The organism is Streptomyces sp. NPDC028314 (genome assembly GCF_055565795.1).
Window position 1 is genome coordinate 124,606 of the sequence record NZ_JBVHTP010000016.1, and the last position, 25,374, is coordinate 149,979.

Consider the following 25,374-nt stretch of genomic DNA (forward strand, 5'->3'; position numbering starts at 1 on the left):
CACGATGTCCGGACCCGCCGAGGCCGCCCCGCCCCGGCCCGCCGACGGAGCCGCGCCCCGGCTCGCCGAGGCCGCCGCGCCCCGGCCCGCCGACGAGACGACGCCCCGGCCCGTCCGCTACGCCGACAAGCCCTGGCTGGGCCGCCTCTCCGCCGGCCAGCGCGCGCCGGTGTCGCCGGCGCCCAGCGTGCTGCACGCCTTCCGCGCTTCCGCGGCCCGCGCCCCCGGGCACCCGGCGATCGCCTACTTCGACGGCCGCCTCTCCTACGCCGAGACCGACGCCCTCTCCGACTCCGTCGCGGGCCACCTCGCCGCGCGGGGCGTCCGCCGAGGCGACCGGGTCGCCGTCATGCTGCAGAACACCCCGCACTTCGTGCTCGCCGTGCTGGCCGCCTGGAAGGCCGGCGCGGTCGTCGTGCCGCTCAACCCCATGTACAAGTCCGGCGAGGTCGGCCACATCCTGCGCGACTCCGGAGCCGCCGCCCTGGTCTGCGACGCCCGCGCCTGGACGGCCTACCTGAGCGACGCCGTGCGCGGTACGGCCGTGCACACCGCCCTGACCGCCCGCGACCGGGACTTCCAGACCCGCGACGACGTACGGGTCCTCGCGCCGGAGCCCGCCGCCGAGCAGGCCCGGGAGTCCGCCGCCGGACACTCCCCGCAGCCGGACCCGCAGGAGCGGCTCCCGCAGGAACGGCACCCGCAGGAACGGCACCCGCAGGAACGGCACCCGCAGGAACGGCACCCGCAGGAACGGCACCCGCAGGAACGGCACCCGCAGGAGCGGCACCCGCAGGAGCGGCTCCCGCAGCAACGGCTCCCGCAGGAGCGCCACCCGCACCCGGCAGGTCCCGCCGACCTCACCGCCGTGGCCCGCGCGGGCCACCCCGCCCCGCCGGACCCGGACCTCACCGGCGCCGACACCGCCCTCATCAGCTACACCTCGGGGACCTCCGGCACCCCCAAGGGCGCCATGAACCCGCACGGCGCCCTCACCCACAACGCCACCCGGCAGGTCACCGGCCACCCGCTCCCCCAGGGCGCCGTCTACTTCGCCCTCGCACCGCTCTTCCACATCACCGGCATGGTGTGCGAGCTCGCCGCCTGCTTCACCAACGCGGGCACCCTCGCCCTCGCCCACCGATTCGAAGCCGGCGCGGTCCTCGACGCCTTCCTCGAACACCGCCCGGCCTACACCGTGGGACCCGCCACCGCCTTCATGGCCCTGGCGGCCCACCCTTCCGTCACCCCGGACCACTTCACCTCGTTCCAGGTGATCTCCTCCGGCGGCGCCCCGCTCCCGCCCGCCCTCGTCGAGCGGCTCCGCGCGGGGTTCGGCTTCTACCTGCGCAACGGCTACGGGCTCACCGAGTGCACCGCGCCCTGCGCCTCCGTGCCCCCGCACCTCGAAGCGCCCGTCGACCCCGCCTCCGGCACCCTCTCGGTCGGCGTCCCCGGCGCGGACACCCTCGTACGGATCCTCGACGAGCAGGGCGCCGAGGTCCCCTTCGGCGAGACCGGGGAGATAGCCGTCCGCGGCCCCCAGGTCGTGCCCGGCTACTGGAGGCTGCCCGAGGACACCGCCAAGGCCTTCCCCGGCGGCGAACTGCGCACCGGCGACGTGGGGTTCATGGACCACGACGGCTGGCTCTACGTGGTCGACCGGAAGAAGGACATGATCAACGCGTCCGGCTTCAAGGTCTGGCCGCGCGAGGTGGAGGACGTGCTGTACACGCACCCCGCAGTGCGCGAGGCGGCCGTGGTCGGGGTGCCCGATCCGTACCGCGGGGAGAGCGTGAAGGCGTACGTGAGCCTGCGCCCCGGCACCTCGGCCGAGCCCGAGGAGCTGTCCGCGTACTGCGCCGAGCGCATCGCCGCGTACAAGTACCCGCGACAGGTGGAGATCCTGCCTGTCCTTCCCAAGACAAGCAGTGGCAAGATCCTGCGACGGGAACTGCGCGAGCGTGGCTGAAAACAGTCGGACGGTCGCACCACGTCGCCGTCCAGGCGAGGGATCAGGAAAGAAGGCGAGCGCCATGGCTGCCAGGACCACCACGGAGCCCGAAGGCACCCACGAGACCCCGGTGCCGCAGCGGCTGCTGGCCGTCGCCACCCGGCTGTTCGCCGAACGCGGCTACGACCGCACCTCCGTACAGGAGATCGTCGAGGCGGCCGGGGTGACCAAGGGCGCGCTCTACCACTACTTCGGGTCCAAGGACGACCTGCTGCACGAGGTGTACTCGCGGATGCTGCGCCTCCAGCAGCAGCGCCTCGACGCGGTGGCCGGCTCCGACGCACCGGTGGAGGAGCGGCTGCGCGCCGCGGCCGCCGACGTGGTGGTCACCACCATCGAGAACCTCGACGACGCGATGATCTTCTTCCGGTCGATGCACCAGCTCAGCCCGGAGAAGTTCAAGCAGGTGCGGGCGGAGCGCCGGCGCTACCACGAGCGCTTCCGGGCCCTGGTCGAGGAGGGCCAGCGGACCGGGGTGTTCTCCTCCGCCACCCCCGCCGACCTGGTGGTGGACTACCACTTCGGCTCCGTGCACCACCTGTCCACCTGGTACCGGACGGACGGCCCCCTCACGCCGCAGCAGGTCGCCGACCACCTCGCCGACCTGCTGCTGCGCGCGCTGCGCCCCTAGACGTCCGCAGGGACGACCGGCAGGCCTCCGCACGGCCGACCGGACCGCCCTCCGCCGCACCCCAAACGGGGGCGGGCGCAGGACGGGCCGGTCAGGAGCTTCCGGACACCCGCTACGGGGCCACCTTCAGCAGCTTGTTCACCGTGCCCGCCGACGGGTTGGTGACCGCGCCCGCGGTCGCCGCCGCCGTCAGCGCCGCGGCAGCCTGCGCCGGGGTCGCCGACGGGTGCCCGGCCAGGTAGACGGCCGCGGCCCCCACCACGTGCGGGGTGGCCATGGAGGTGCCGGAGATGGTCTTGGTCGCGGTGTCGCTGTCCTTCCAGTCGGACGTGATGTCCGAGCCGGGGGCGTACAGGTCCACCACGGAGCCGAAGTTGGAGAAGGGCGACTGCGCGTCGTCGATGGTGCTCGACGCCACGGTGATCGCCTCCGGAACCCGGGCGGGGGAGCCCGTCCCGGCGTCCGCCGAGTCGTTGCCCGCCGCCACGGCGAAGGTGACGCCCGAGGCGATGGCCCGGCGCACGGCCTCGTCGAGCGCCTCGTCCGCACCGCCGCCCAGGCTCATGTTGGCCACCGAGGGCCCCGAGTGGTGCTCGGTGACCCAGTCGATCCCGGCGACCACCTGCTCGGTGGTGCCGGAGCCGTTGTCGTCCAGCACCCGCACCGCGACCAGCTTCGCCTTCTTGGCGACGCCGTGCGCGGTCCCGGCGATGGTGCCGGCCACGTGCGTGCCGTGGCCGTTGCCGTCGTCCGCGCTGTCGTCGTTGTCCACCGCGTCGAAACCGGACGTGGCGCGGCCGCCGAAGTCCTTGTGGGTCGTGCGTATGCCGGTGTCTATGACGTACGCCGTCACCCCCTCACCGGCGCCGTCGGGGTAGTTGTACTTCTTGTCTCCCGCCTGCTTGGTCTGGTCGATCCGGTCCAGTCCCCATGAGGGCGGGTTGTCCTGGGTGGCGTTGATGCTGAACTTCTTGTTCTGCACGACCTTGCCGACGGCAGGGTCCGCCGCGAGCCGCTTGGCCTCGGTCTCGCTCAGGCCCGAGGCCGAGAAGCCGTTGACCCCGGAGCCGTAGGTGCGTTGCAGTTCGCCGCCGTACTTGCGGGCGAGCTGCTCCTTGTTCGCGGACGCGTCGAGAATGACGACGTAGCTGCCGCTGATCGCGCCGGGTGCGCCCAGTCCGAAGACCGTGCCCTCGGCCGGTGCCGCCGCCCCCGCGAAGGGGGTGGCGAGCAGGGTCACCGCGGCCGCGGTGGCGGCTCCGGTCGCGACTGCCGCGTACCGAAGACCGCGCGAGCGCTTGTGAGTTGCCATCTGGAGGGTTCTCCTCGTGTTGACGTGTGGGGCGTCAAACCTTCTGGAGAACCCTGTTCCGATTGACAGGCGCAAATCAAGAACGCCCCGCCCTCCGGGCTTATTCAACAAGGTTTCTTAAAACGACCCCCGCATTGCCTTCACCATGCACACATGTTCGCCCGAACTCCCGCACGAATGCCACACGTTCACGGCCGCGCCCGGTACTTCCCCAGTTCCCGGTGCGCCAGCGAGCGCTGGTGCACCTCGTCCGGCCCGTCGGCCAGCCGCAGCGTGCGCGCCGCCGCCCACAGCTCCGCCAGCGGGAAGTCCTGGCTGACCCCGCCCGCGCCGTGCAACTGCACCGCCTGGTCCAGGATCTGCACGACCGCCCGCGGGGTCGCGATCTTGATGGCCTGGATCTCGGTGTGCGCCCCCCGGTTCCCGACGGTGTCCATCAGCCAGGCCGTCTTCAGCACCAGCAGCCGCAACTGCTCGACCGTGACCCGGGCGTCCGCGATCCAGTTCTGTACGACCCCCTGCGCGGCGAGCTCCTTGCCGAAGGCCGTACGTCCGATCGCGCGCCGGCACATCAGCTCGATGGCCCGCTCCGCCATGCCGATCAGCCGCATGCAGTGGTGGATGCGGCCCGGGCCGAGCCGGGCCTGGGCGATGGCGAAGCCCGTGCCCTCCTCGCCGATCAGGTTCGCCGCCGGGACCCGCGCCCCGTCGAAGACCACCTCGGCGTGGCCGCCGTGGTCGTGGTCGGCGTACCCGTACACCGTCATCGCGCGGCGGACCTCGACCCCCGGGGTGTCGCGGGGGACCAGGATCATCGACTGCTGGCGGCGCGGATCGGCGCCTTCCGGGTCGGTCTTGCCCATCACGATGAAGACCTTGCAGTCCGGGTTCATCGCCCCGGAGATGTACCACTTGCGGCCGGTGACCACGTACTCGTCGCCGCCCGCCGAGCGCTCGATGCGGGTCTCGACGTTCGTGGCGTCCGAGGAGGCCACCTCTGGCTCGGTCATCGCGAACGCGGACCGGATCTCCCCGGCCAGCAGCGGCTGGAGCCACTGCTTCTTCTGCTCCTCGCTCGCGAACTGGGCGAGGAGCTCCATGTTCCCGGTGTCCGGAGCGGCGCAGTTCGTCGCCATCGGCGCCAGGTGCGGGCTGCGGCCGGTGATCTCGGCGAGCGGGGCGTACTGGAGGTTCGTCAGGCCCGCACCGTACTCGGCATCCGGAAGGAAGAGGTTCCACAGGCCCTGACGGCGCGCCTCGGCCTTCAGCTCACCGAAGACGGCCGGGGTCTCCCAGGGCGAGGCCAGCCCTGCGCGCTGCTCGGCGGCGAGGGCCTCCGCCGGGTAGACGTACTCCTCCATGAACGCGAGCAGCCGTTCGCGGAGTTCCTCGGTCCGGGAGTCGAATGCGAAATCCATGGGGTTGCCTCAGCCTTCCTGGAGGGTGTTCAGCCCGTGTTCGATGAAGACCGGGACCAGCTCGCCGATCCGGTCGAAGCCCGCCCCGACGGTCTGGCCGAGGGTGTAGCGGTAGTGGATGCCTTCGAGGATCACCGCGAGCTTGAACCAGGCGAAGGCGGTGTACCAGGCGATCGCGGAGCAGTCCCGGCCCGAGCGGGCCGCGTAGCGCTCGATCAGCTCGGCGGGGGAGGGGTGGCCGGGTGCCCCGCTCGTGGTGCTGACCGGGGATTCGGTCAGGCCCAGGTCCGAGCTGTACATCACCAGCAGCCCGAGGTCGGTCAGCGGATCGCCGAGCGTGGACATCTCCCAGTCGAGTACCGCCCGGATCGCGTCGTCCGGCCCGCCGATCAGCACGTTGTCCAGCCGGTAGTCCCCGTGCACCACGGTGGGGGCGGGGGAGTCGGGCAGGGCCCGGCCCAGCGCACCGTGCAGTTCGTCGATCCCGGCCAGCTCCCGGCCCCGCGAGGCCGCGAGCTGCTTGCCCCAGCGGCGCAGCTGCCGGTCCAGGAACCCCTCGGGTCGGCCGAAGTCGGCCAGGCCCACGGCCTGCGGGTCCACCGCGTGCAGGTCGACCAGGGTGTCCACCAGCCCGAGCACGGCCCGCCGGGTCCGGTCCGGGCCGAGCGCGGAGAGCTGCTCGGCGGTCCGGTACGGGACGCCGTCCACGTACTCCATGACGTAGAACGGCGCTCCCAGCACCGACTCGTCCTCGCAGAGCAGCACCGGCTCGGGCACCGGCACGGCCGTGCCGTGCAGGGCCGCGATGACCCGGTGCTCGCGCCGCATGTCGTGCGCGGTGGCCAGTACGTGGCCCAGCGGCGGGCGGCGCACCACCCACCGGGCGGTCCCGTCGGTGACCGCGTACGTGAGATTCGACCGGCCCCCCTCGATCAGCCGGCCGGCCAGCGGCCCGGCCACGAGTCCGGGGCGCGCGGCGTCGAGATGGCCGCGCAGCCGCTCCAGATCGAGGCCCCTGGGGCCGGCCGGGGCCGGGTCTGAGGCTGAGGTCATGGTGCGCACCTCCGTACGGAGTTGACGATGGCGAAACGAACGAGAGCCATCATGCCGACCAGTCGGTATGTCGTCCAGAGGGTAGGCCGAAAGAAGACCTCCGCCCCGCCCCGCCCCGCCGTCGGACGGGGCACCGCCGCCCGGCCGGTCGTCACCGCCCGACACCTGCGCGGCGGTGACGACCGGCCCGGCGCGACAGCCGGATCCGGGGCGGTAGTCCGATCAGGCGTGGCAGAGGATCGGGGTCCCGCCGTTCATCACCGTCATGTCCCCCAGTACGGCCACGATGTCCAGCGGGACGCCCTCCGGCTCTCCGGCCAGCTCCGCGTACGCCCGGTGCAGGTTCGCCACCAGCCGCTCGCTCTCCCGCCAGGCCGCGAACTCGCCCAGGTCCGCCTGGCGGGCCGTCTCCAGCGGGGTCAGCCCCTTGGCCCTGCCCTCCCGGGCGAGCTCGGCGACGTGGCGCAGGTACCGCTCGGTGGCCTCGTACGCCGAGGCGTCGGTCAGCGGTCCGTGCCCCGGTACGACGGTCTCGGCGCCGAGCGAGCGCAGCAGCTCCAGCGCGCGCAGCGAGCCCGACAGCGAGCCCATCGCCAGGAACGGCGTCCCCTCGGCGAAGACCAGGTCTCCGGTGAAGACGACCTTCTGCCGGGGCAGCCAAACGATGGAGTCACCGGTGGTGTGGGCGACACCCGGGTGGATGACCTGGACCTCCGTCCCGCCCACGTGCAGGGTCATCCGGTCGCTGTACGTGAGACCGGGCGCGGTGATCTCTATGGAGCCGAAGTCCGTCGCGGGCCAGATCATCTCCAGCTGGTGCCCGGCGGCGAGCTGCTCGGACCGCGCGTTGTCATGCCCGAGGATCAGCGCCTCGGGGGCGAAGACGCCGTTGCCGTAGGTGTGGTCGCCGTGGTGGTGCGTGTTCACCACGATCCGCGGCATCGGGACCCCGGTCCCCGCGAGGGCCTCGCGCAGGGCGAGCGCCCTGCGCTGGGTCGCGGCCGTGTCGATGAGCAGCGTCTCGCCTCCGGCGCTGACGAAGCCGGCGTTGTTCAGGCACCAGCCGCCGTCCGGCTGGACGTAGGCCCACACCTCGGTCGCGGGCTGGACGAGGTACGGATCGTCGACGGTCATCTGCGCTCTCCCCGGGTCGCTTTGACGGGCGGTCAGCATCCTGCCAGCCGTGGCGTTCCCGGGGGAGGGCGGGGCGGCGCTCCTGACCGGACTTTCGGTCAGGGTCGGGTCGACGGAAAGTTCGGTCAGTGGTCGTCGTAGTGGCCGTCGTGCTCGGCGTGCCGGTGGCCGTCGTGCACGTAGTCCACGTGATCGCCGTGCCGGACGGCCTCGTGGCCGCAGTCCGCGCCGTGCGCGTGCGCGTGGTCCTCGTGCGGGGTGTGGGCGGCGGTCTCGCACTCGTCCCAGTGCCCGGAGTGCTCCCGGTGCAGGTGGCCGTCGTGCGCGTAGTCGACGTGATCGCCGTGATCGACCTCGGTGTGACCGCAGCCGGGGCCGTGCGCGTGCTCGTGCGTGGGGTGCTCGTGGTGCAGGGTCGTCATGGCGCCGAGGCTAGTGCGGATCGTCCGGAATCACCCGTTCTATCCCGCTTGTGTTCCGCCTTGCGCCCGAGTGGCACGCACAACACGCACAAGTCGGACGATCACACGGGCGGCTCATCGGGCCATCGCACGGGCAGCTCAGAGGATGACCGCCACGGCCAGCACCGCCAGCCCCACCGTGCACACCACCACGCCCACCGCCGCCCGCGGCGCCAGCCCCGCGGGCCGGTCCGTCGCGAGCTCCCGGATCCGCCGGTGCGCCAGCCACAGGAACGCCACCCAGAGCAGCGCGATCACCGCCGCCCCGGCCACCTCCACCGACGACCCGGTCCCGCGCAGCGCCTGGCGCAGCGCCAGCACCACCGTCACCGAGCACGCCAGCGTCGTACGCCGCCACGCGAGGCGGGTCCGCTCCGGCTGGAGCCCCGCGTCGCGACCGCTGCCGGGGCCGCCCGCCCCCGGACCCGCCCCCGCGAGCCCCCCGCCGCTCACCGCGGCGACGTCCAGCCCATCAGCACGACCACCACCATGGCCGCCGCGACCAGCCCCACCCCCAGGCTCAGCACCACCGGGAACCGCGACAGCGGCAGATCCTCGCCCCGCCGCATCGCCCGCTCGCAGCGCACCCAGTGGTTCACCGCCCGCAACGCACAGGCCGCACCCACCGCCAGCAGGGCGAACGCCATCCCGACCCGTACGCCCCACCGCAGGTCCGGCAGGAACTGGTCGACCGCGAACCCGCCGCCCACCAGGGCCAGCGCGGTCCGGATCCAGGCCAGGAAGGTCCGCTCGTTGGCCAGCGAGAACCGGTAGTCGGGGGTCTCGCCCTCGTCCCTCAGCCGCTGCGGTGCGAACCAGAGGCGCACGTCCTTGACGAAGTCGATCACCTGGTCAATCTACTGGCGGGACTCCCGGTGCGCTCGCAGCCGCCGGTACGCCTCCAGCCCGTCCGGCACCCACGGCCACCCGCCGTCCGCCACCCGGCCGGCCAGCTCCTCCTCGGAGAGCCACGCGTACCAGGCCACCTCCGACTCCTGCGGCCGCACCGGCAGCTCGCACCGCACCTCGTGCACGTACGACCACCAGGCCCCGCCCGGGCCCTCGTACAGGAACTTGAACAGCGGTTCGGGCTGCTCCAGCCCCGTCACCCCCAGCTCCTCCCCGGCCTCCCGCAGGGCCGCCTGCGGGTAGCTCTCCCCGGCGCCCAGCACCCCGCCCACGAACATGTCGTAGTACGAGGGGAACACCAGCTTCGACGCGGTCCGGCGATGGACGAAGATCCGCCCCCGCGCATCCCTGGCCTGCACGAACACGCACCGGTGGAGCAGCCCGCGGGCGTACACCTCCCCGCGCGGGGCCTGCCCCGTCACCCGGTCGTCCCGGTCCACCACGTCCAGTACTTCATCAGCGGCACTCACGGGTTCATCCAATCACCGCTGTTGACTGGTTACCGCTCCGTAGCAAAGGATCTGCCCCACCACCGACCGGAGGACGGGCAGCGCATGACGTACGACGCAGACGTGATCGTGATCGGAGCGGGTCTCGCGGGTCTCGTGGCCACCGCCGAGCTCGTCGACGCGGGCCGCAAGGTCATCCTCCTCGACCAGGAGCCGGAGCGGTCCATCGGCGGCCAGGCCCACTGGTCGTTCGGCGGCCTGTTCTTCGTCGACTCGCCCGAGCAGCGCCGGCTCCGGATCAAGGACAGTCGCGACCTCGCGCTCCAGGACTGGTACGGCACGGCCGGCTTCGACCGCGAGGAGGACGCCTGGCCCCGCCGCTGGGCCGAGTCGTACGTGGACTTCGCGGCCGGCGAGAAGCGGCCCTGGCTGCACGCCCAGGGCGTCCGCTTCTTCCCCGTCGTCGGCTGGGCGGAGCGCGGCGGGTACGACGCCAACGGCCACGGCAACTCCGTCCCCCGCTTCCACATCACCTGGGGCACCGGCCCCGGCCTGGTCGAGCCCTTCGAGCGCCGGGTCCGCGCCGGGGTCGCCCGCGGCCTGGTCCGGCTCGGGTTCCGCCACCGGGTCACCGGCCTGTCGCGCACGGCCGGGGTGGTGGACACCGTGACGGGCGAGATCCTGGAGCCCTCGGACGCCGTACGGGGGACCGCGAGCAGCCGCGAGAGCGTCGGGGACTTCTCCCTGCGGGCCCAGGCGGTGATCGTGACCAGCGGAGGCATCGGCGGCAACCACGACCTCGTCCGCAAGCAGTGGCCGGCCCGCCTCGGCACCCCGCCCGAGCGGATGCTGTCCGGGGTCCCGGCGCACGTGGACGGCCTGATGCTCGGGATCGCCGAGGACGCGGGAGCCAGCCACATCAACAAGGACCGGATGTGGCACTACACCGAGGGCATCCAGAACTGGAACCCGATCTGGGCCCGGCACGGCATCCGCATCCTGCCCGGGCCGTCCTCGCTCTGGCTGGACGCGACGGGCAAGCGGCTCCCGGTGCCGCTCTTCCCGGGCTTCGACACCCTGGGCACCCTCGACCACATCATGAGGACCGGCCACGACCACACCTGGTTCGTGCTCAACCAGCGGATCATCGGCAAGGAGTTCGGCCTCTCGGGATCCGAGCAGAACCCGGACCTGACCGGCAAGTCGGTCCGCGACGTCATCGACCGGGCCCGGCAGGCGGTGCCCGGGCCGGTGAAGGCCTTCATGGACCGCGGGGCCGACTTCGTCGTGGAGCGCGACCTGGCCGCCCTGGTGCGCGGCATGAACGCCGTGACCGGGGAAGACCTGCTCGACGAGGCCACCGTCCGCGGCGAGGTCGTGGCCCGGGACCGGGAGATCGCCAACCCCTTCACCAAGGACCTCCAGGTGATGTCCATCCACGGGGCGCGCAAGTACCTCGGCGACAAGCTGATCCGCACCGCCGCCCCGCACCGGATCCTGGACCCCAAGGCGGGCCCGCTCGTCGCGGTCCGGCTCTCGATCCTGACCCGCAAGTCCCTCGGGGGCCTGGAGACGGACCTCTCCTCCCGCGTCCTGACCGCGAGCGGCGACCCGCTGCCGGGCGTGTACGCGGCCGGCGAGGCGGCCGGGTTCGGGGGCGGCGGGGTGCACGGCTACCGCGCCCTGGAGGGCACCTTCCTCGGCGGCTGCATCTTCTCGGGCCGCGCGGCCGGGCGCGCCGCGGCCAAGGCGGTGGACTGAGCGAGCCGTTGCCAGCCCCAGGCGGTGGGCCCGGCCCAGGCAGCGCCCGCCCCCGGACTTCCGCTGCGAGCACTGCCATTCGGCCACTGTCGGGCGCCCCTCCCGTCCGCCCCCGTACCCGGCCCCAAGGCGCACCCGCGGCCCCGAGCCGGAACAACGTCTCAACTCGGCCCAGCACCAAACCAGTTGAAGCCCGCCACCGGCTGGACCGGACCTTGACGCGGAGCCGTGCGTACCGGTTTGCTGTGCGTGATCATCCGGTTGCGCACACCGGCCGGATCCCCCCGTCCACCCGCTCCCGCGTTCTGGAGGGAACCCGCGGATGTCCCCGCCTCCGCCGCCCCTCGGCCGTGCCCGCAAGCGGGACGCCCAGCTCTTCGACCCGGCCCTCTGCGACGCCGAACTCGTCGACGTGCGGAGCCAGTTCACCCAGGGCCGATGGGCCAGGGCCCGTAGCCTCCTCGCCGGCACCGCCGACGACTGGGACCGCCGGGGCCACCGCGTCGTCGTCCTCGCCGAGACCCCGGCCGCCACCGCCTGGGCCCGTGAATGGCTGCTCGCCGAACCCGAGAGCGCCGACGCCGCCACCCTCCTCGCCTGCGCCACCGTCTTCGCCGCCCTGCGCCGCAAAGGCACCCCCGAGTCGGCCGAGGAGGCCTGCCGGCGCGCGGCCGCACTGCTTCCCGCCGACCCCACCCCCTGGCTCGGCCTGCTCATGCTCTCCGGCGCCTTCGGCACCGAGGAGGAGTTCAGCCGCCACTTCGACCAGGTCCGGGCCCGCCACCGCGAGCACCACCACGCCCACCACCTGATGGTGGCCCGGCTGGCCGAGCGCACCCCCTCCGGCGGCCAAGACCCGCTCCACGAGGTGTACGACTTCGCCGCCTGGGCCGCCGAGGAGTCCCCGGCCGACTCCCCGCTCGCCGTGCTGCCCGTCATCGCCCACGCCGAGCGCTACCGGGTGCTGGCCGCCCAGCACGGCCCCACCCCCGACGGCGCGGCCGCCCACTGGTCCGGCCGCCGCGCCCGCCAGGCGCTGCGCTCCGCCTTCGACTGGTGGCTCGAATGGGAGCGGGAGGACCACCCCCGCAACCGGGTCGACCTCAACTTCCTGGCCCACGCCAAGCTCTCCGAGGGCCGCCCCGCGGAGGCCGCCGCCCTCTTCCACCGGATCGGCCGCCACGCCACCCCCGCGCCCTGGTCGTATCCGGACCTCGATCCGCACAAGGCGTTCCTCGCCGCACGCAGCGCGGCGCTCGGCACCGCTTAGCCAGACCTTCACGATGTCCACCCCCGAAAGGACGCCCCCATGGCGACGGGCAGACCCGCCACGCTCACCGAACCCGCCGAGATACGCACGTACAAGGGCCAGGACCGCGCCCTGCGTGCCGACCGACTCGGCACCGCCGGCCTGCTGCTCTCCGTACTCGCCGCCAGCGCCCCCCTGATGGTGGTCGCCGGTGTCATGCCCACCACCTTCGGGGTCATGGGCATCGTCGGCCAGCCGCTGCTCTTCGTCGTCCTCGGCGCCGTCCTCGCGCTCTTCAGCATCGGCTACGCCGAGATGAGCCGCCACGTCCACAACGCCGGCGCCTTCTACGCGTACATCGCCCGCGGCCTCGGCCCCACCGCCGGCGCGGCCGCCTCCCTCGTCGCCCTCGTCGCGTACAGCGCCATGCAGGTCGGCGTGTACGGCATCCTCGGCTTCGAGATCTCCGGCCTCCTCGCCACCTACCTGCACATCCAGGTCGCCTGGTGGATCCCGGCCCTCCTGTCGGTCGCCGCCACCGGCGCGCTCGGCTGGCTGAAGATCGACCTCAACGCCAAGGTGCTCGGCGTCCTCCTGCTCATCGAGTGCGCCCTCGTCGTCGTCTTCGACCTCGCCGCCCTCACCGACCCCGGAGCCGAAGGCCTCTCCCTCCACGCCTTCGACCCCGACACGCTCGGCGGCGCCGGCCTCGGCACCGCCCTGTGCTTCTGCATCGCCGCCTTCGTCGGCTTCGAGCAGTCCCCGGTGTACGCGGAGGAGACCAGCAAGCCGCACATCGTCGTCTCCCGTGTGATGTTCCTCGCCGTGGGCTTCGTCGCCCTCTTCTTCGCCTTCAGCGCATGGGCCCTCACCGTGGCGACCGGCCCCGGCGAGGTGGTCAAGGCCTCCGCCGAGGCCGGTCCCGGCCTGCTCTTCCAGCTCACCGAGAGCCGCCTGGGCACCACCTTCACCGACGTACTGCACGTCCTCTTCGTCACCGGCATGTTCGCGGCCATGATCAGCTTCCACAACGTGGTCGCCCGCTACGCCTTCGCCATGGGCCGCGAGGGCCTGCTCCCGGCCGCCTTCGGCCGCACCAACCCCGGCACCGGAGCCCCCGGCACCGGCTCCCTCCTGCAGACCGGCATCGCCACCCTCGTCGTCCTCGCATTCGCCTTCACCGACGACCTGCCGGCCGGCGACCCCACGGCCCCCGTGCTGCACCTGTTCACCTGGATGGGCAGCGTCGGCGCCCTCGGTGTGACCCTCCTCATGGCCGCCGCGTCCTTTGCCGTGATCGCCTTCTTCGTCCGCCGCGGCACCGCGGGCGCCCAGGTCTGGCGGCTCCTCGCGGCCGGCGCCGCCGGACTCGCGCTCCTGTTCATCGCCGTCTACACCGTCAAGGACTTCGCCGTCCTCGTCGGCGCACAGGAGGGCTCCGCGCTCAGCTGGGCACTGCCCGCGATCATCGCGCTGGCCGCCCTGGCGGGCCTCGTCCACGGGCTGCTGCTGAAGTCCCGCCGCCCCGAGGCGCACGCCCTGATCGGCCTCGGCAACGAGGCCTTCCGGCTCGACCAGGCGGCGGACCCGACCCCGCGCGACTGACCCCCTCCACCACGCTTTCGAGGCCGTACGAAGCCCCCGGCACCCGTTTCCATGGTCGCCGGGGGTTTCCGCGCGCATGGGGCGGGTTTTGGCGGGTAGCGGAGCTCATGGTCTCCTGGGTCGACAAAAAACACGGATCGCGGCACAGGTGACACCACCCAGCTCCCCTGCGCGGCGGCCCCGACCTGCCTGTCCCACCCACGAAGGCGAAGTCGTAGATGAGTGACCGCACCTTGGCCCAGGCCCCAGCCCCGGCGTCTTCCCCGCACGTCGACGCCGGCGACGAGGGCTACAGCAAGGACCTCAAGTCCCGCCACATCAACATGATCGCCATCGGCGGGGCGATAGGCACCGGCCTGTTCCTCGGCGCCGGAGGCCGCCTCGCCGGCGCCGGGCCCTCCCTCGCGATCGCGTACGCGGTGTGCGGAATCTTCGCCTTCTTCGTCGTCCGGGCCCTCGGCGAGCTCGTCCTGTACCGCCCGTCCTCCGGAGCCTTCGTCTCCTACGCGCGCGAGTTCATGGGGGAGAAGGGCGCCTACACCGCCGGCTGGCTCTACTTCCTCAACTGGTCCACGACCACCGTGGCCGACATCACCGCCGCCGCGACCTACGCGCACTTCTGGGCGATGTTCACCGACGTCCCCCAGTGGGTGCTCGCCTTCATCGCCCTGGCCGTCGTCCTCACCGCGAACCTGATCTCGGTGAAGTACTTCGGCGAGATGGAGTTCTGGTTCTCCCTGGTCAAGGTCGCCGCCCTGACGGTCTTCCTGATCGTCGGCATCTACCTCGTCGCCACCAGCCACGAGATCGACGGCCACACCCCGGGCCTGTCCTCCATCACCGACAACGGCGGCATCTTCCCCCTCGGCATGGTCCCGATGCTCCTGGTGATCCAGGGCGTGGTCTTCGCGTACGCCTCCGTCGAGCTCTGCGGAGTCGCCGCGGGCGAGACCGAGAACCCCGAGAAGATCATGCCGAAGGCGATCAACTCGATCATGTGGCGCGTGGGCATCTTCTACGTCGGCTCGGTCATCCTGCTCGCGCTGCTGCTCCCCTACACCGCGTACTCGGGCGACCAGAGCCCCTTCGTCACGGTCTTCGACAAGCTCGGCATCCCCGGCGCCGCCGGCGTCATGAACCTGGTCGTCCTGACCGCCGCCCTGTCCAGCCTGAACTCCGGCCTCTACTCCACCGGCCGGATCCTGCGCTCCATGTCCATGTCCGGCTCCGCGCCGAAGTTCGTCGGCGTCATGAACAAGGGCAAGGTCCCCTACGGCGGCGTGCTGTTCACCGCGGCCTTCGGCGTCGCCGGCGTCGGCCTGAACTACTTCATGCCCACGGACGCCTTCGAGATCGTCCTGAACTTCGCCTCGCTCGGCATCCTGGGCACCTGGGCGATGGTCATGCTCTGCTCGCTCCACTTCTGGCGCCGCGCCCGGCAGGGCCGCGTGGAGCGCCCCTCCTACCGCCTGCCCTGGGCCCCGTACACCCAGATCGTCACGCTGGTGTTCCTCGCCACCGTGCTGGTCCTGATGTGGTGCGACGGCGGCGTCGGGCGCACCACGGTGCTGTTCGTCCCGGTGATCGCCGCAGCCCTGGTCGGCGGCTGGTTCCTGGTCCGCCGCCGCGTCGCGGAACTCGCGGCCGCCCGCCGCTGACGCACCCCGCCCGCCACGAGGCCCCCCGCACCCGGAGACCGATCCGGGCGCGGGGGGCCTCGTGCGTCACGAGAGGACCCCGCGGCGGCTTGCATCTTCAAACATGGGATGTTCCCATGTCCCCATGTTCCCCTCGCCGTGATGGAACGAAAGGACCGGACCGTGCCCCTGAGCAACACCTCCCGCACCACCCTCGTCGACCAGGTCATCACCCAGCTGGAGACCCTGATCGCCGACGGCGAGTGGGAGGTCGGCACCCGGATCCCGGCCGAGCCCGTGCTCGTCGAGCAGCTCGGCGTGGGCCGCAACACCGTCCGCGAGGCCGTCCGCGCCCTCGTCCACACCGGCCTGCTCGAACCCCTGCGCGGCGACGGCACCTACGTCCGCGCCAGCAGCGACCTCGGCGCCGCCGTCCAGCGCAGGCTGCGCCGCTCCGGGGAGCTGGAGGCCTACGAGGTCCGCTCCGCGCTGGAGCGGGAAGCGGCCCGCCGCGCCGCGCTGCGCCGCACCCCCGAAGACCTCGCCGCCCTGCGCGGGGCCATGGCCGAGCGCACCCGCCGCTGGGAGAGCGGGGACGTGCCCGCCTTCATCGACGCCGACCTCGCCTTCCACCGTGCCGTCGTCGCCGCCGCCCACAACAGCGTGCTGGCCGACCTCTACGAGCACTTCAGCAGCGCCCTGCGCTCCAGCGTCCAGTCGGTCGTCAGCGCCCCCGTCCCCGATTCCGTACGCCACCAGCTCGATGAGCACCAGGCGATCGCCGACGCCATCGAGGCCCAGGACCCCGACGCCGCCGAGGCGGCGGTGTCCGCACATCTCGCCGAAGGCGTGGCCGCCCTGACCGGGCGGCAGCCGGAGGAACAGCACACTCCAGGAGCACCCCGTGCATGACAGCGGCACCGCCCACGCCGACCGGGCCGAGAGCCCCGCGCCCACCGCGCCGCCACCCGCGACCCCCGCGGCGGGCACCGGGGGCCGCCGGGCCCTCTACCTCGCCGCCGGGGTGATCCTGCTGGCGCTCAACCTCCGGCCCGCCCTGGTCGCGGTCTCACCCCTGGCCGACACCATCCGCCTCGACAGCGGCATGTCCTCCACGGCGGTCAGCCTGCTCACCGCACTGCCGCTGCTCTGCTTCGGCCTGCTCGCGCCCGTCGCACCCGGGCTGGGCCGCCGGTTCGGGACCGAACGCGCCCTGCTCGGCACCATGGCGCTGGTCTGCACGGGCACGGCCCTGCGCATGCTGGACTCCGTAACCGCCCTCTTCGCCGGAACCGTCGTCATCGGCGCGGGCATAGCCGTCGCCAACGTGCTGCTCCCCGGCCTGATCAAGCGTGACTTCCCGACCCGCACCGGCCTGATGACCGGCCTCTACTCCATGTCCCTCTTCGGCGGCGCCGCCCTCGCCGCGGGCATCACCCTGCCCGTCCAGCAGGCCGGCGGCATGACCTGGCAGGCCACCCTCGCCTGCTGGGGCGCCCTCGCCCTGGCCGCGCTCCTCGTCTGGCTCCCGCAGGCCCGCACCCGCACCCGTACCGGCGCGGCGGCCGCCCGCACCGCCGCCCACCCCGTATGCGGCCTGTGGCGCTCCCCGCTGGCCTGGCAGGTCACCGGATACATGGGCCTGCAGTCCCTCGGCTACTACGCCGCCGCGGCCTGGCTGCCCACCCTGCTCGGGGACGCCGGGATGAGCCCGGCCAGCGCCGGCTGGATGCTCTCCTTCTCCTCGCTGCTCGGCATCACCGGGTCCTTCCTGGCCCCGGTGGTGGCCGGCCGCAAGATCGGCTCGGGAACCCTGGCGGTCCTCGGTGCCGTGCTGTGCGCGCTCGCCTTCACCGGCCTTCTCATCGCCCCGGTCGCCGGCGCCTACCTCTGGATGGTCCTGCTGGGCCTGGGCCAGGGCGTGGCCATCAGCCTCGCGCTGCTGTTCATCCTGCACCGGGCCCCCGACGCCCGGCACACGGCCCAGCTCTCCAGCATGGCCCAGTGCCTCGGCTACACCCTCGCCGCCACCGGTCCGGCCGTCCTGGGCGCGATCCACGACGCCTCCCACACCTGGACGCTCCCGCTGATCGTCCTGCTCGCCCTGCTGGTCCCGCAGACCGCCGCCGCCCTCGGCGCCTCCCGGCCCCTGCACGTGGCAGGCCGCGGCTGATCCGCCCCGCACACGCTTCGGGCCCCCTGCGATCCGCAGGGGGCCCGAAGCGCTTCTTCCGGCACGAATGCTCCGGGACGAACGAAAGAGCCGACCGAAGCGTTTCCGCTTCGACCGGCTCTCTCTGGTCCATGGACCGTGGTGTCCGAGGGGGGACTTGAACCCCCACGCCCGATAAAGGGCACTAGCACCTCAAGCTAGCGCGTCTGCCATTCCGCCACCCGGACAAGGTGTCTGTCTCGCGTCCCTCGCGGGCCGTTCCGACGTGGAAAACATTACCAAACATTCCGGGGTCCTCGATCACACCCCCCGGTGACCGGGGATCGCCCTTGGGGACGGCGGCCCGGAGCGGGAGGATGGGGGAGGCAGTCGGTACTGATCAGTGGGAGGAAGCAGCGTGAGCGAGTCGAGCGCGGGCAGGACCGTCTCCGGCGAGGACGAGGTCGTCGACCTCTGCCGGGACCTCATCCGGATCGACACCAGCAACTACGGGGACCACTCGGGCCCCGGCGAGCGCAAGGCGGCCGAGTGGGTCGCGGAGAAGCTGGCCGAGGTCGGGCTGGAGCCGCAGATCTTCGAGTCCCACAAGGGCCGGGCCTCGACCGTCGCGCGGATCGAGGGCGAGGACCCGTCGCGGCCCGCGCTGCTGATCCACGGGCACACCGACGTGGTCCCGGCCAATGCCGCCGACTGGACCTACGACCCCTTCGCCGGAGAGATCGCCGACGGGTGCCTGTGGGGGCGCGGCGCGGTCGACATGAAGGACATGGACGCGATGACGCTGGCCGTCGTACGCGACCGGATGCGCAGCGGACGCAAGCCCCCGCGGGACATCGTGCTGGCCTTCCTCGCCGACGAGGAGGCGGGCGGCGTCTACGGGGCGCGGCACCTCGTCGACAAGCACCCCGGGCTCTTCGAGGGCGTCACCGAGGCGATCGGCGAGGTGGGCGGCTTCTCGTTCACCGTCAACGAGAACCTGCGGCTCTACCTGGTGGAGACCGCCCAGAAGGGCATGCACTGGATGCGGCTCACGGTGGAGGGCACCGCGGGCCACGGGTCGATGACCAACAACGACAACGCGATCACCGAGCTGTGCGAGGCCGTCGGGCGGCTCGGCCGCCACCAGTGGCCGGTGCGCGTGACGAAGACCGTACGGTCCTTCCTCGACGAGCTCTCGGACGCGCTCGGAACCCCGCTCGACCCCGACAACATGGACGCGACGCTCGCCAAGCTCGGCGGCATCGCCAAGATGGTCGGCGCCACCCTGCGCAACTCGGCCGCCCCGACGATGCTGGGCGCCGGCTACAAGGTCAACGTCATCCCCGGCCAGGCCACGGCGCACGTCGACGGCCGCTTCCTGCCGGGCTACGAGGACGAGTTCTTCGCGGACCTCGACCGGATCCTCGGCCCGCGCGTGAAGCGGGAGGACGTGCACGGCGACAAGGCCCTGGAGACGGACTTCGACGGCAAGCTCGTCGACGCCATGCAGGGCGCCCTGAAGGCGGAGGACCCGATCGCGCGGGCCGTCCCGTACATGCTGTCGGGCGGCACGGACGCCAAGTCCTTCGACGACCTCGGAATCCGCTGCTTCGGCTTCGCCCCGCTCCAGCTGCCGCCGGAGCTGGACTTCGCCGGGATGTTCCACGGCGTGGACGAACGGGTGCCGGTGGACGGGCTGAAGTTCGGCGTCCGCGTGCTCGACCGATTCATCGACAACGCCTAACGCGCGGGAATCGGGAAGGTGTGCGGATTCCACTGAGAAGAGTGAATGCGCTCATACGCTCGTAGCCCTGGTGAACCCTCCTCGTTACAGGTGGTGCGGTCCGCGGCTGGGACCGCAATTGCCTACTAGGAGGAACAATGCTCAAGAAGGTTGTCGCCGCTGCGGCTGCTACCGGTGGTCTGGTTCTCGCGGGTGCGGGCCTGGCTGTCGCCGACGCGGGTGCCCAGGGTGCGGCCATCGGCTCCCCCGGTGTCCTGTCCGGCAACGTCGTCCAGGTTCCGGTCCACATCCCGGTCAACGTCTGCGGTAACACCGTGAACGTCATCGGCCTGCTGAACCCGGCCTTCGGCAACACCTGCGTCAACGCCTGACGTATCTGAAGTCCTGGGCCCCGGAGCGCTTTCCAGCGCTCCGGGGCTGCCGGGCTTTCCGGGCCGTTTCCTCTCTCACGGGCGGCCCGGCTTCCGACATCTCGGCGTGCCAGGCGGGGGAGCCGGCACGGCCGGGCCACCGGGCCACGCCGCCCGAAACGTGCACAACAGGGGACGAGTACAGATGCGACGACCGGCAGTACAGGTCACCAGGAAGACCCTGATCACCATGGCGGCCGCGGGGGGTGTTCTCGCACTGGGCGGAGGAGTCGCCCAGGCGGACTCCGGAGCCTCCGGCCATGCCGCCAATTCCCCGGGCCTGTTGTCCGGGAACAACGTGCAGGCGCCCGTGGACGCGCCGGTGAACGCCTGCGGGAACACCGTGACGGTGGTGGGAGGCCTGAATCCGGCCTTCGGAAACCACTGCGCCAACCTCGGCAAGCCGGGGAAGCCGGGTCACCCCGGAAACCCCGGCCATCCCGGAAACCCCGGCCACCCGGGCCACCCCGAAGAGCCCGACGAGCCGTGCGACGAGGACGAGCACCCCGGCCACCCGGGGAACCCCGGTACGCCCGGCCACCCGGGCCACCCCGGGAACCCCGGCACTCCGGGTCACCCGGGCCACCCCGGGAACCCCGGCACTCCGGGCCACCCGGGGAACCCCGGTACGCCTGGAAACCCGGGGACCCCTGGCAATCCCGGCACGCCTGGTCAGCCGGGCAACCCGGGAACCCCCGGCAACCCGGGTACGCCTGGTCAGCCCGGCAACCCCGGCAACCCCGGCAACCCCGGCAACCCCGGCACGCCTGGCCAGCCGGGCAACCCGGGTACGCCCGGCAACCCCGGGACGCCCGGTCAGCCGGGCAACCCCGGGACCCCTGGCAATCCGGGTACACCCGGCACGCCCGGCCAGCCGGGCAACCCGGGACAGCCCGGCACTCCCGTCTCGCCCGGCCAGGGCACCGGTACCCCCGCTTCCCCCGGCCAGGGGGCAGGGCTCGCCGCCACCGGCTCCGGTGACGTACTGACCGCCGGAGTCCCGCTCGCCGGCGGCCTGCTGCTGGCCGGAGCCGTGCTCTACCGGCGCGCCCGCAACGCCGCCTGACGGGCACTCACGACGCGGGTCCCGCCTCCGGGACCCGCGTCACCACGTGGCGCGGACCTGACGGATGATCCGGCGGCGCAGTCGCACGCGGCGGCTGCCGTCCCGGTGCAGCGTCAGCCGGTCCAGTTCCCAGTGCCCGTACTCGGCATGGTCGGTCAACAGGCGGGTGGCCTCCTGGCGAGGGACCCCGCGGGGCACGTACACGTCGACAAATTCGTATTCCGGCATCGCATCTATTGTGCGGGCAGAGGCCCGCTACGGATAGCGTCTGCACTATGTCTGATGCCGCTCTGCCCACTGTTGCCGAGGTACGCGCCGCCGCCGAGGCGGTCAAGGCCGCGCTCGACCGTCACCTCGCCGCGGTCGAGAGCAGGATCGGGGACGAGGATCCGGCCGTCTACGCCGCCTTCAACGAACTCGCCGCCGCGGCCGAGGAGTACGACGAACTCCTCTACGACCGCTACGACGAGGTCACCCCCTTCGAGATCCCCACTCCCGAGGACGGTGTCCCGTACACCGGCCCCGCCGAGCCCGCCGCTTTCAGCGTGCTCATCCGCCGCGACTACGCCGTCGTCGAACCACAGCGCCTGATCGCCCAGGCCGACCGCGTCGCCGCGCACGACCCGGAGGCAGAGCTGGTCAACGACGGCGGCACCGCCGGTGCGCTGGGCGTGCTCTTCGGGGAGTACGAGCCCGACGAGATCGCCTCCCGCTACAAGGAGTTCGGCCTGGAGGAGGGCGACTCCACCCTCTGGCTGGCCGCCGCGGAGGAGGTGGCCGAACCGGGGGAGTGGCTCGACGCGCCCTTCGGGCACACGGACCCGCAGGACGTGCTGCACCGCTTCGACGTGAGCTCCGTCTTCGACGAGGACCCCGAGGAGGAGGACCCCGAAGACTTCGAGGACGAGACGGACGAGGCCACCGAGCCCGGGCTGACCCCGGCCTGACCCCCGGGTCCCGCCACGCACCGCGCCCCCGCCCGGTCCCGGGCGGGGGCGCGCTTGCGTACACCCGGCTGTTACTCCGGGCGGGCCTGGGCCGCGGCCACCAGGGTTCCCAGCAGGCCGGTCAGGCGGGTCGTGCGCGGCTTCGGCAGCACCTCGGCCACCGCGCGGGGCAGCGCCTGGTCAACGCCGTGCACCACGGACAGGTGCCGCTCGGCCCGGCCGAACGCCGTGTACACCCAGTCCCGGGACAGGGCCTCCGCCGCGTCACCCGGCAGGACGACGACCACCGCCGGCCAGCGCGCGCCGACGGCCTGGTGCGCGGTCACCGCCCAGCCGTGCCGCACCTGCGATTCCACCCGGTCCTTCGCCACGACCACCCGTACGCCCTCGGCGTCCAGGTGCAGCCCCTGCCCATCGGCCGACACCACCCGGGCCGGCAGTGCCCGCCCGGGCGAGGGCACGTGGACGACCCGGTCGCCGGGGTCGAAGCCGCCGAACCGGCCGGGGCCCGGGTTCAGCCGCTCCTTGAGGGCGGCGTTCAGCGCCCGGGTGCCCGCCGAGCCGCCGTGGCCCGGGGTGATCACCTGCACGCCGTCCGCCGGGATGCCGAAGGCGCGCGGCACCGATTCCGCCACCAGCTGGACGGTGCGGTGCACCGCTTCCCCGGCGTCGCGCACCGGGACGATGACGACCTCCTTGCCGGGGGCGTCGACCTGGTTCAGCTCCCCGATCCCGACCCCCGAGACCAGCTCGCCGATGGGCCCGGGGTCGGGGGTGCGGGAGACCAGCTGGGGGAAGGCGCGGGCGGCCAGCACATCGGCGAACACCCGCCCGGGCCCGGCCGACCCGAGCACGCCGGGGTCCCCGGACAGCACGAGCCGGGCGCCGTCGGGCACCGACTCCACCAGCGCGGCCGCGGTCTCCACGTCCAGCTGCGGAGCGTCCAGGACGATGAGCAGGTCCAGTGCGAACTGCCCGTCGGCGTCCCGCCCGGGGCCCTCGGTCCCGGCGAGCAGGCCCGCCACGGTGACGGCGCCCTCGTGCGGCGCGTGGGCGGCCAGGCAGGCCCGCAGGCCGAACTCCCGGGCGGCAGCGAGCAGGGCCAGCGGTTCGGCGCGGGCCGCCTCGCCGCCGGTGTGCGTGACGAGGCCGTGGCCTGCGGCGGCCCGGATCAGCTCGGCGCCCGGACCGGTGGCGGCCTTGTCCCAGTCGGCGGCGCCGCCGAAGGTGTTGGCGAGCCGGGCCAGCCCGTCGGCCAGGCTCTCCTCGGCCAGCGCGCAGCCCTCCAGGCCCACGAGGACCCGGACGGGCTGCTCCTCGTCCTCGGCCACGGGCGGGCCGAGCAGTTCGTGGAACACCAGCACCGAGCCGTCGCCGATGGCCACCTCCAGGGCCTGGCCGGGGTCGGGCACTCCGTACTGGGACAGGGCCTTCTCCAGGACCGGGGCCTCCAGGGCGGTGTGTCCCTTGAGGGCGGCCTGGGCGAGCAGCCAGCCGACCAGGGCGGCGCTGCGGCGCTCGTCGGCGGGGCCCGCCTGCGGACCGAGCAGGGCCCGGGCGAAGCCGTCGGCCTGGGCCGGGCGGACACCGGCCACCGCGAGCAGCCGCCAGGGGTCCTCGGTGAGCTGCTCGGCGGCGCCCTCACCGAGCGCGGTGGCGGCCTGCACCGCCAGGGCCTCGGGAGCGCCACCGCGGGCCAGCACGGCCCGTACGGCGTCCACGTCGCCGACGGCGGCCGCGGGGGCGGGCGCCGGGGTGCGGGGCTGCGGGGGAGCGGCGGCGGCCGGAGCCGGGCGCGGCGCGGCCGGGGCGTCGTCGAAGTACACGGGGGAGGGCTCGGCGCCGCTCTCCACGGCCCGTACGGCGGCCAGCAGATCGGCGGCCTTCCCCTGGAGCTTCGCCCCGGCCTCGATCGGGGCCTCCCGCTCGGCCTTCCGCCGGGCGATCCGCTCCCGCTCGACCTTCTGCGCGGCCAGTTCCGCCGCCGCTTCGCTGAGCACGGGCGCGGCGGCGTCCCCGTCGCCCGCAGCCGCGGCCCCCTCCGCGGCCCCGCCTTCGCCATCGGTCACGGGGTCGTCCGACTCGGCCCCCGACTCGTCCTCCGGGCCGCCGGCCCCGGTCTCGGCCCCGGTCTCGTCGGCATCGGTGTCGGCATCGGCGTCCGGCTCCGAATCGGGCTCGGCAAGGTCTTCGACGCCGACGGAATCGGCCTCGGAGCCGGCCTCGGTACCGGCGTCAACTGCACTCCCCGTACCGGCATCCGAACCGGTACCGGCACCGTCCGGCACCGCCCCCTCAGCCGGCTCAGGGGAGCCGACGGAGCCGTCCGCGGCCTTGCCCTCCGGGCCGGGGGCGGCCAGTTCATCCGCGGCAGCGGGCTCGGCGGCATGGCGGTCCGTACTCACAGCGTGCTCCAGTCCTGATCGGGGTAGCGGTGCACGGGCGCCGAAACATCGTCCAGCGCCTGGCAGATCTCCTCCGGAAGACTAAGGGCCTCCACCGACAGCGCCGCCCCGAGCTGCGCCGACGTCCGCGCGCCGACGATCGGCGCGACCACCCCCGGCCGGTCCCGGATCCACGCCAGCGCCACTTCGAGCGGGGTCACCGCCAGCCCCCGGGCGGCCGTCACCACCGCGTCCACGATCCGCCCGGCCGCATCGTCCAGGTACGGGTCCACGAAGGCGGCCAGGGTCTCCGACGCCGCCCGGGAGCCGGCCGGGACGCCCTCCCGGTACTTGCCCGTCAGCACCCCCCGGCCCAGCGGCGAGGAAGGCAGCAGGCCGACGCCCAGGTCCAGCGCCGCCGGCAGCACCTCCCGCTCCACGCCCCGCTGGAGGAGGGAGTACTCCATCTGGGTCGACGCCAGCCGGGTCCGCAGTCCCGGCGCCGCGAGCTGCCAGGTCGCCGCCTTCGCCAGCTGCCAGCCGCTGAACCCGGCCACCCCCGCGTACCGCGCGCGGCCGCTGCTGACGGCCAGGTCCAGGGCCTGCAGGGTCTCCTCCAGCGGGGTCGCCGGGTCGAAGGCGTGCACCTGCCACAGGTCCACGTAGTCGGTCCCGAGGCGGCCGAGCGAGTCGTCGAGGGCGTCCAGCAGGTGGCCCCGCGAGCAGTCGGAGCGCCGGTCCGGATCCCGGACCGAGCCCGACTTGGTCGCGATCACCAGGTCCCGCCGCGGTACCAGCCCGTCGATCAGCTGCCCGAGGAGGTACTCCGCCTCCCCGCCCCCGTACACGTCCGCGGTGTCGACGAGCGTGCCGCCCGCCTCCCAGAAGGTCTTCAACTGCTCGGCGGCGCCCGCCTCGTCCGGTCCCTCCGCGGACCGTCCCCAGGTCAAGGTGCCGAGGCCGATCCGGGAGACGCGCAGTCCGGTGCGGCCGAGATGCCTCTGCTCCATGAGCGCTGAGACTACTGGGGCACTGACG

23 protein-coding genes and 1 tRNA gene are annotated in these 25,374 nt (G+C 73.1%); 12 read left to right on the top strand and 12 right to left on the bottom strand.

All coding sequences use genetic code 11. From position 1 onward, the window contains the following. The first annotated feature begins 4 nt into the window (after positions 1–4). A complete protein-coding gene (locus ACZ4TG_RS31285; RefSeq protein WP_468169442.1) occupies positions 5–1,972 on the top strand; it encodes a class I adenylate-forming enzyme family protein in 1,968 nt (655 codons plus the stop codon). 64 nt (positions 1,973–2,036) lie between these two features. Next, positions 2,037–2,645, top strand: a complete 609-nt coding sequence (locus ACZ4TG_RS31290) for a TetR/AcrR family transcriptional regulator (protein ID WP_468169198.1) — start codon at positions 2,037–2,039, stop codon at positions 2,643–2,645. Positions 2,646–2,757: 112 nt separating this feature from the next. Here the strand turns inward: ACZ4TG_RS31290 and ACZ4TG_RS31295 are convergent, their stop codons facing one another. The 8 genes from ACZ4TG_RS31295 to ACZ4TG_RS31330 form a co-directional block, all read right to left on the bottom strand. Further along, complete coding sequence (locus tag ACZ4TG_RS31295; protein ID WP_468169201.1) at positions 2,758–3,957, bottom strand: S8 family peptidase; 1,200 nt, start codon at positions 3,955–3,957, stop codon at positions 2,758–2,760. Positions 3,958–4,145: 188 nt separating this feature from the next. Next, positions 4,146–5,375 (bottom strand): acyl-CoA dehydrogenase family protein, encoded by a 1,230-nt coding sequence (locus tag ACZ4TG_RS31300; protein ID WP_468169204.1) that lies wholly within the window; start codon positions 5,373–5,375, stop codon positions 4,146–4,148. 9 nt (positions 5,376–5,384) lie between these two features. Beyond that, a complete protein-coding gene (locus tag ACZ4TG_RS31305) occupies positions 5,385–6,428 on the bottom strand; it encodes a phosphotransferase family protein (protein ID WP_468169207.1) in 1,044 nt (347 codons plus the stop codon). A gap of 222 nt (positions 6,429–6,650) precedes the next feature. Then, on the bottom strand, positions 6,651–7,562 hold the full coding sequence (locus tag ACZ4TG_RS31310; protein WP_468169210.1) for an MBL fold metallo-hydrolase: 912 nt from the start codon (positions 7,560–7,562) through the stop codon (positions 6,651–6,653). Positions 7,563–7,687: 125 nt separating this feature from the next. Further along, on the bottom strand, positions 7,688–7,984 hold the full coding sequence (locus ACZ4TG_RS31315; RefSeq protein ID WP_468169212.1) for a hypothetical protein: 297 nt from the start codon (positions 7,982–7,984) through the stop codon (positions 7,688–7,690). A gap of 138 nt (positions 7,985–8,122) precedes the next feature. Beyond that, positions 8,123–8,476, bottom strand: coding sequence for a DUF202 domain-containing protein (locus tag ACZ4TG_RS31320; RefSeq protein WP_468169215.1), 354 nt, complete (start codon positions 8,474–8,476; stop codon positions 8,123–8,125). Next, positions 8,473–8,871, bottom strand: coding sequence for a YidH family protein (locus ACZ4TG_RS31325; protein ID WP_468169218.1), 399 nt, complete (start codon positions 8,869–8,871; stop codon positions 8,473–8,475). The genes ACZ4TG_RS31320 and ACZ4TG_RS31325 overlap by 4 nt, the downstream gene beginning before the upstream one ends. A gap of 9 nt (positions 8,872–8,880) precedes the next feature. Beyond that, the gene (locus ACZ4TG_RS31330) at positions 8,881–9,402 is read right to left on the bottom strand and encodes an NUDIX hydrolase (RefSeq protein ID WP_468169221.1); all 522 of its coding nucleotides are present in this window, start codon (positions 9,400–9,402) and stop codon (positions 8,881–8,883) included. Positions 9,403–9,486: 84 nt separating this feature from the next. Between ACZ4TG_RS31330 and ACZ4TG_RS31335 the strand changes: the two genes are divergently transcribed. The 6 genes from ACZ4TG_RS31335 to ACZ4TG_RS31360 all read left to right on the top strand — a co-directional run bounded on the left by ACZ4TG_RS31335 (position 9,487) and on the right by ACZ4TG_RS31360 (position 17,806). Next, the gene (locus tag ACZ4TG_RS31335) at positions 9,487–11,142 is read left to right on the top strand and encodes an FAD-binding dehydrogenase (protein WP_468169224.1); all 1,656 of its coding nucleotides are present in this window, start codon (positions 9,487–9,489) and stop codon (positions 11,140–11,142) included. Between the two features lie 322 nt (positions 11,143–11,464). Next, positions 11,465–12,412, top strand: coding sequence for a hypothetical protein (locus tag ACZ4TG_RS31340; protein WP_468169227.1), 948 nt, complete (start codon positions 11,465–11,467; stop codon positions 12,410–12,412). A 39-nt stretch (positions 12,413–12,451) separates the two neighbouring features. Beyond that, positions 12,452–13,996, top strand: a complete 1,545-nt coding sequence (locus ACZ4TG_RS31345) for an APC family permease (RefSeq protein WP_468169230.1) — start codon at positions 12,452–12,454, stop codon at positions 13,994–13,996. Between the two features lie 218 nt (positions 13,997–14,214). Next, a complete protein-coding gene (locus ACZ4TG_RS31350) occupies positions 14,215–15,654 on the top strand; it encodes an amino acid permease (protein ID WP_468169233.1) in 1,440 nt (479 codons plus the stop codon). A 162-nt stretch (positions 15,655–15,816) separates the two neighbouring features. Next, positions 15,817–16,545, top strand: coding sequence for a FadR/GntR family transcriptional regulator (locus ACZ4TG_RS31355; protein ID WP_468169445.1), 729 nt, complete (start codon positions 15,817–15,819; stop codon positions 16,543–16,545). Continuing rightward, positions 16,538–17,806, top strand: coding sequence for a CynX/NimT family MFS transporter (locus tag ACZ4TG_RS31360; RefSeq protein WP_468169236.1), 1,269 nt, complete (start codon positions 16,538–16,540; stop codon positions 17,804–17,806). The genes ACZ4TG_RS31355 and ACZ4TG_RS31360 overlap by 8 nt, the downstream gene beginning before the upstream one ends. 139 nt (positions 17,807–17,945) lie before the next feature. Here the strand turns inward: ACZ4TG_RS31360 and ACZ4TG_RS31365 are convergent. Beyond that, a tRNA-Leu gene (locus ACZ4TG_RS31365) sits at positions 17,946–18,033 on the bottom strand. A 170-nt stretch (positions 18,034–18,203) separates the two neighbouring features. Here ACZ4TG_RS31365 and ACZ4TG_RS31370 point away from each other — a divergent pair. The 3 genes from ACZ4TG_RS31370 to ACZ4TG_RS31380 all read left to right on the top strand — a co-directional run bounded on the left by ACZ4TG_RS31370 (position 18,204) and on the right by ACZ4TG_RS31380 (position 21,005). Beyond that, positions 18,204–19,529: a M20/M25/M40 family metallo-hydrolase gene (locus tag ACZ4TG_RS31370; RefSeq protein WP_468169239.1), complete on the top strand. Its 1,326-nt coding sequence runs from the start codon at positions 18,204–18,206 to the stop codon at positions 19,527–19,529. A gap of 137 nt (positions 19,530–19,666) precedes the next feature. Beyond that, complete coding sequence (gene chpH / locus ACZ4TG_RS31375) at positions 19,667–19,900, top strand: chaplin ChpH (protein WP_030655871.1); 234 nt, start codon at positions 19,667–19,669, stop codon at positions 19,898–19,900. 184 nt (positions 19,901–20,084) lie between these two features. Next, complete coding sequence (locus tag ACZ4TG_RS31380; RefSeq protein WP_468169242.1) at positions 20,085–21,005, top strand: chaplin; 921 nt, start codon at positions 20,085–20,087, stop codon at positions 21,003–21,005. 39 nt (positions 21,006–21,044) lie between these two features. Here ACZ4TG_RS31380 and ACZ4TG_RS31385 read toward each other — a convergent pair whose 3' ends face one another. Beyond that, positions 21,045–21,233, bottom strand: a complete 189-nt coding sequence (locus tag ACZ4TG_RS31385) for a DUF5703 family protein (protein WP_249765309.1) — start codon at positions 21,231–21,233, stop codon at positions 21,045–21,047. 47 nt (positions 21,234–21,280) lie between these two features. Here ACZ4TG_RS31385 and ACZ4TG_RS31390 point away from each other — a divergent pair, with 47 nt between their 5' ends. Beyond that, positions 21,281–21,952: a hypothetical protein gene (locus ACZ4TG_RS31390; protein ID WP_468169246.1), complete on the top strand. Its 672-nt coding sequence runs from the start codon at positions 21,281–21,283 to the stop codon at positions 21,950–21,952. 71 nt (positions 21,953–22,023) lie between these two features. Here the strand turns inward: ACZ4TG_RS31390 and ACZ4TG_RS31395 are convergent, their stop codons facing one another. Beyond that, entirely contained in the window at positions 22,024–24,357 is a 2,334-nt protein-coding gene (locus tag ACZ4TG_RS31395) for a helix-hairpin-helix domain-containing protein (protein WP_468169249.1), read from the bottom strand. Then, positions 24,354–25,346 (bottom strand): aldo/keto reductase, encoded by a 993-nt coding sequence (locus ACZ4TG_RS31400; protein ID WP_468169252.1) that lies wholly within the window; start codon positions 25,344–25,346, stop codon positions 24,354–24,356. Before ACZ4TG_RS31400 ends, ACZ4TG_RS31395 begins: the two co-directional genes overlap by 4 nt. Positions 25,347–25,374: the final 28 nt, after the last annotated feature.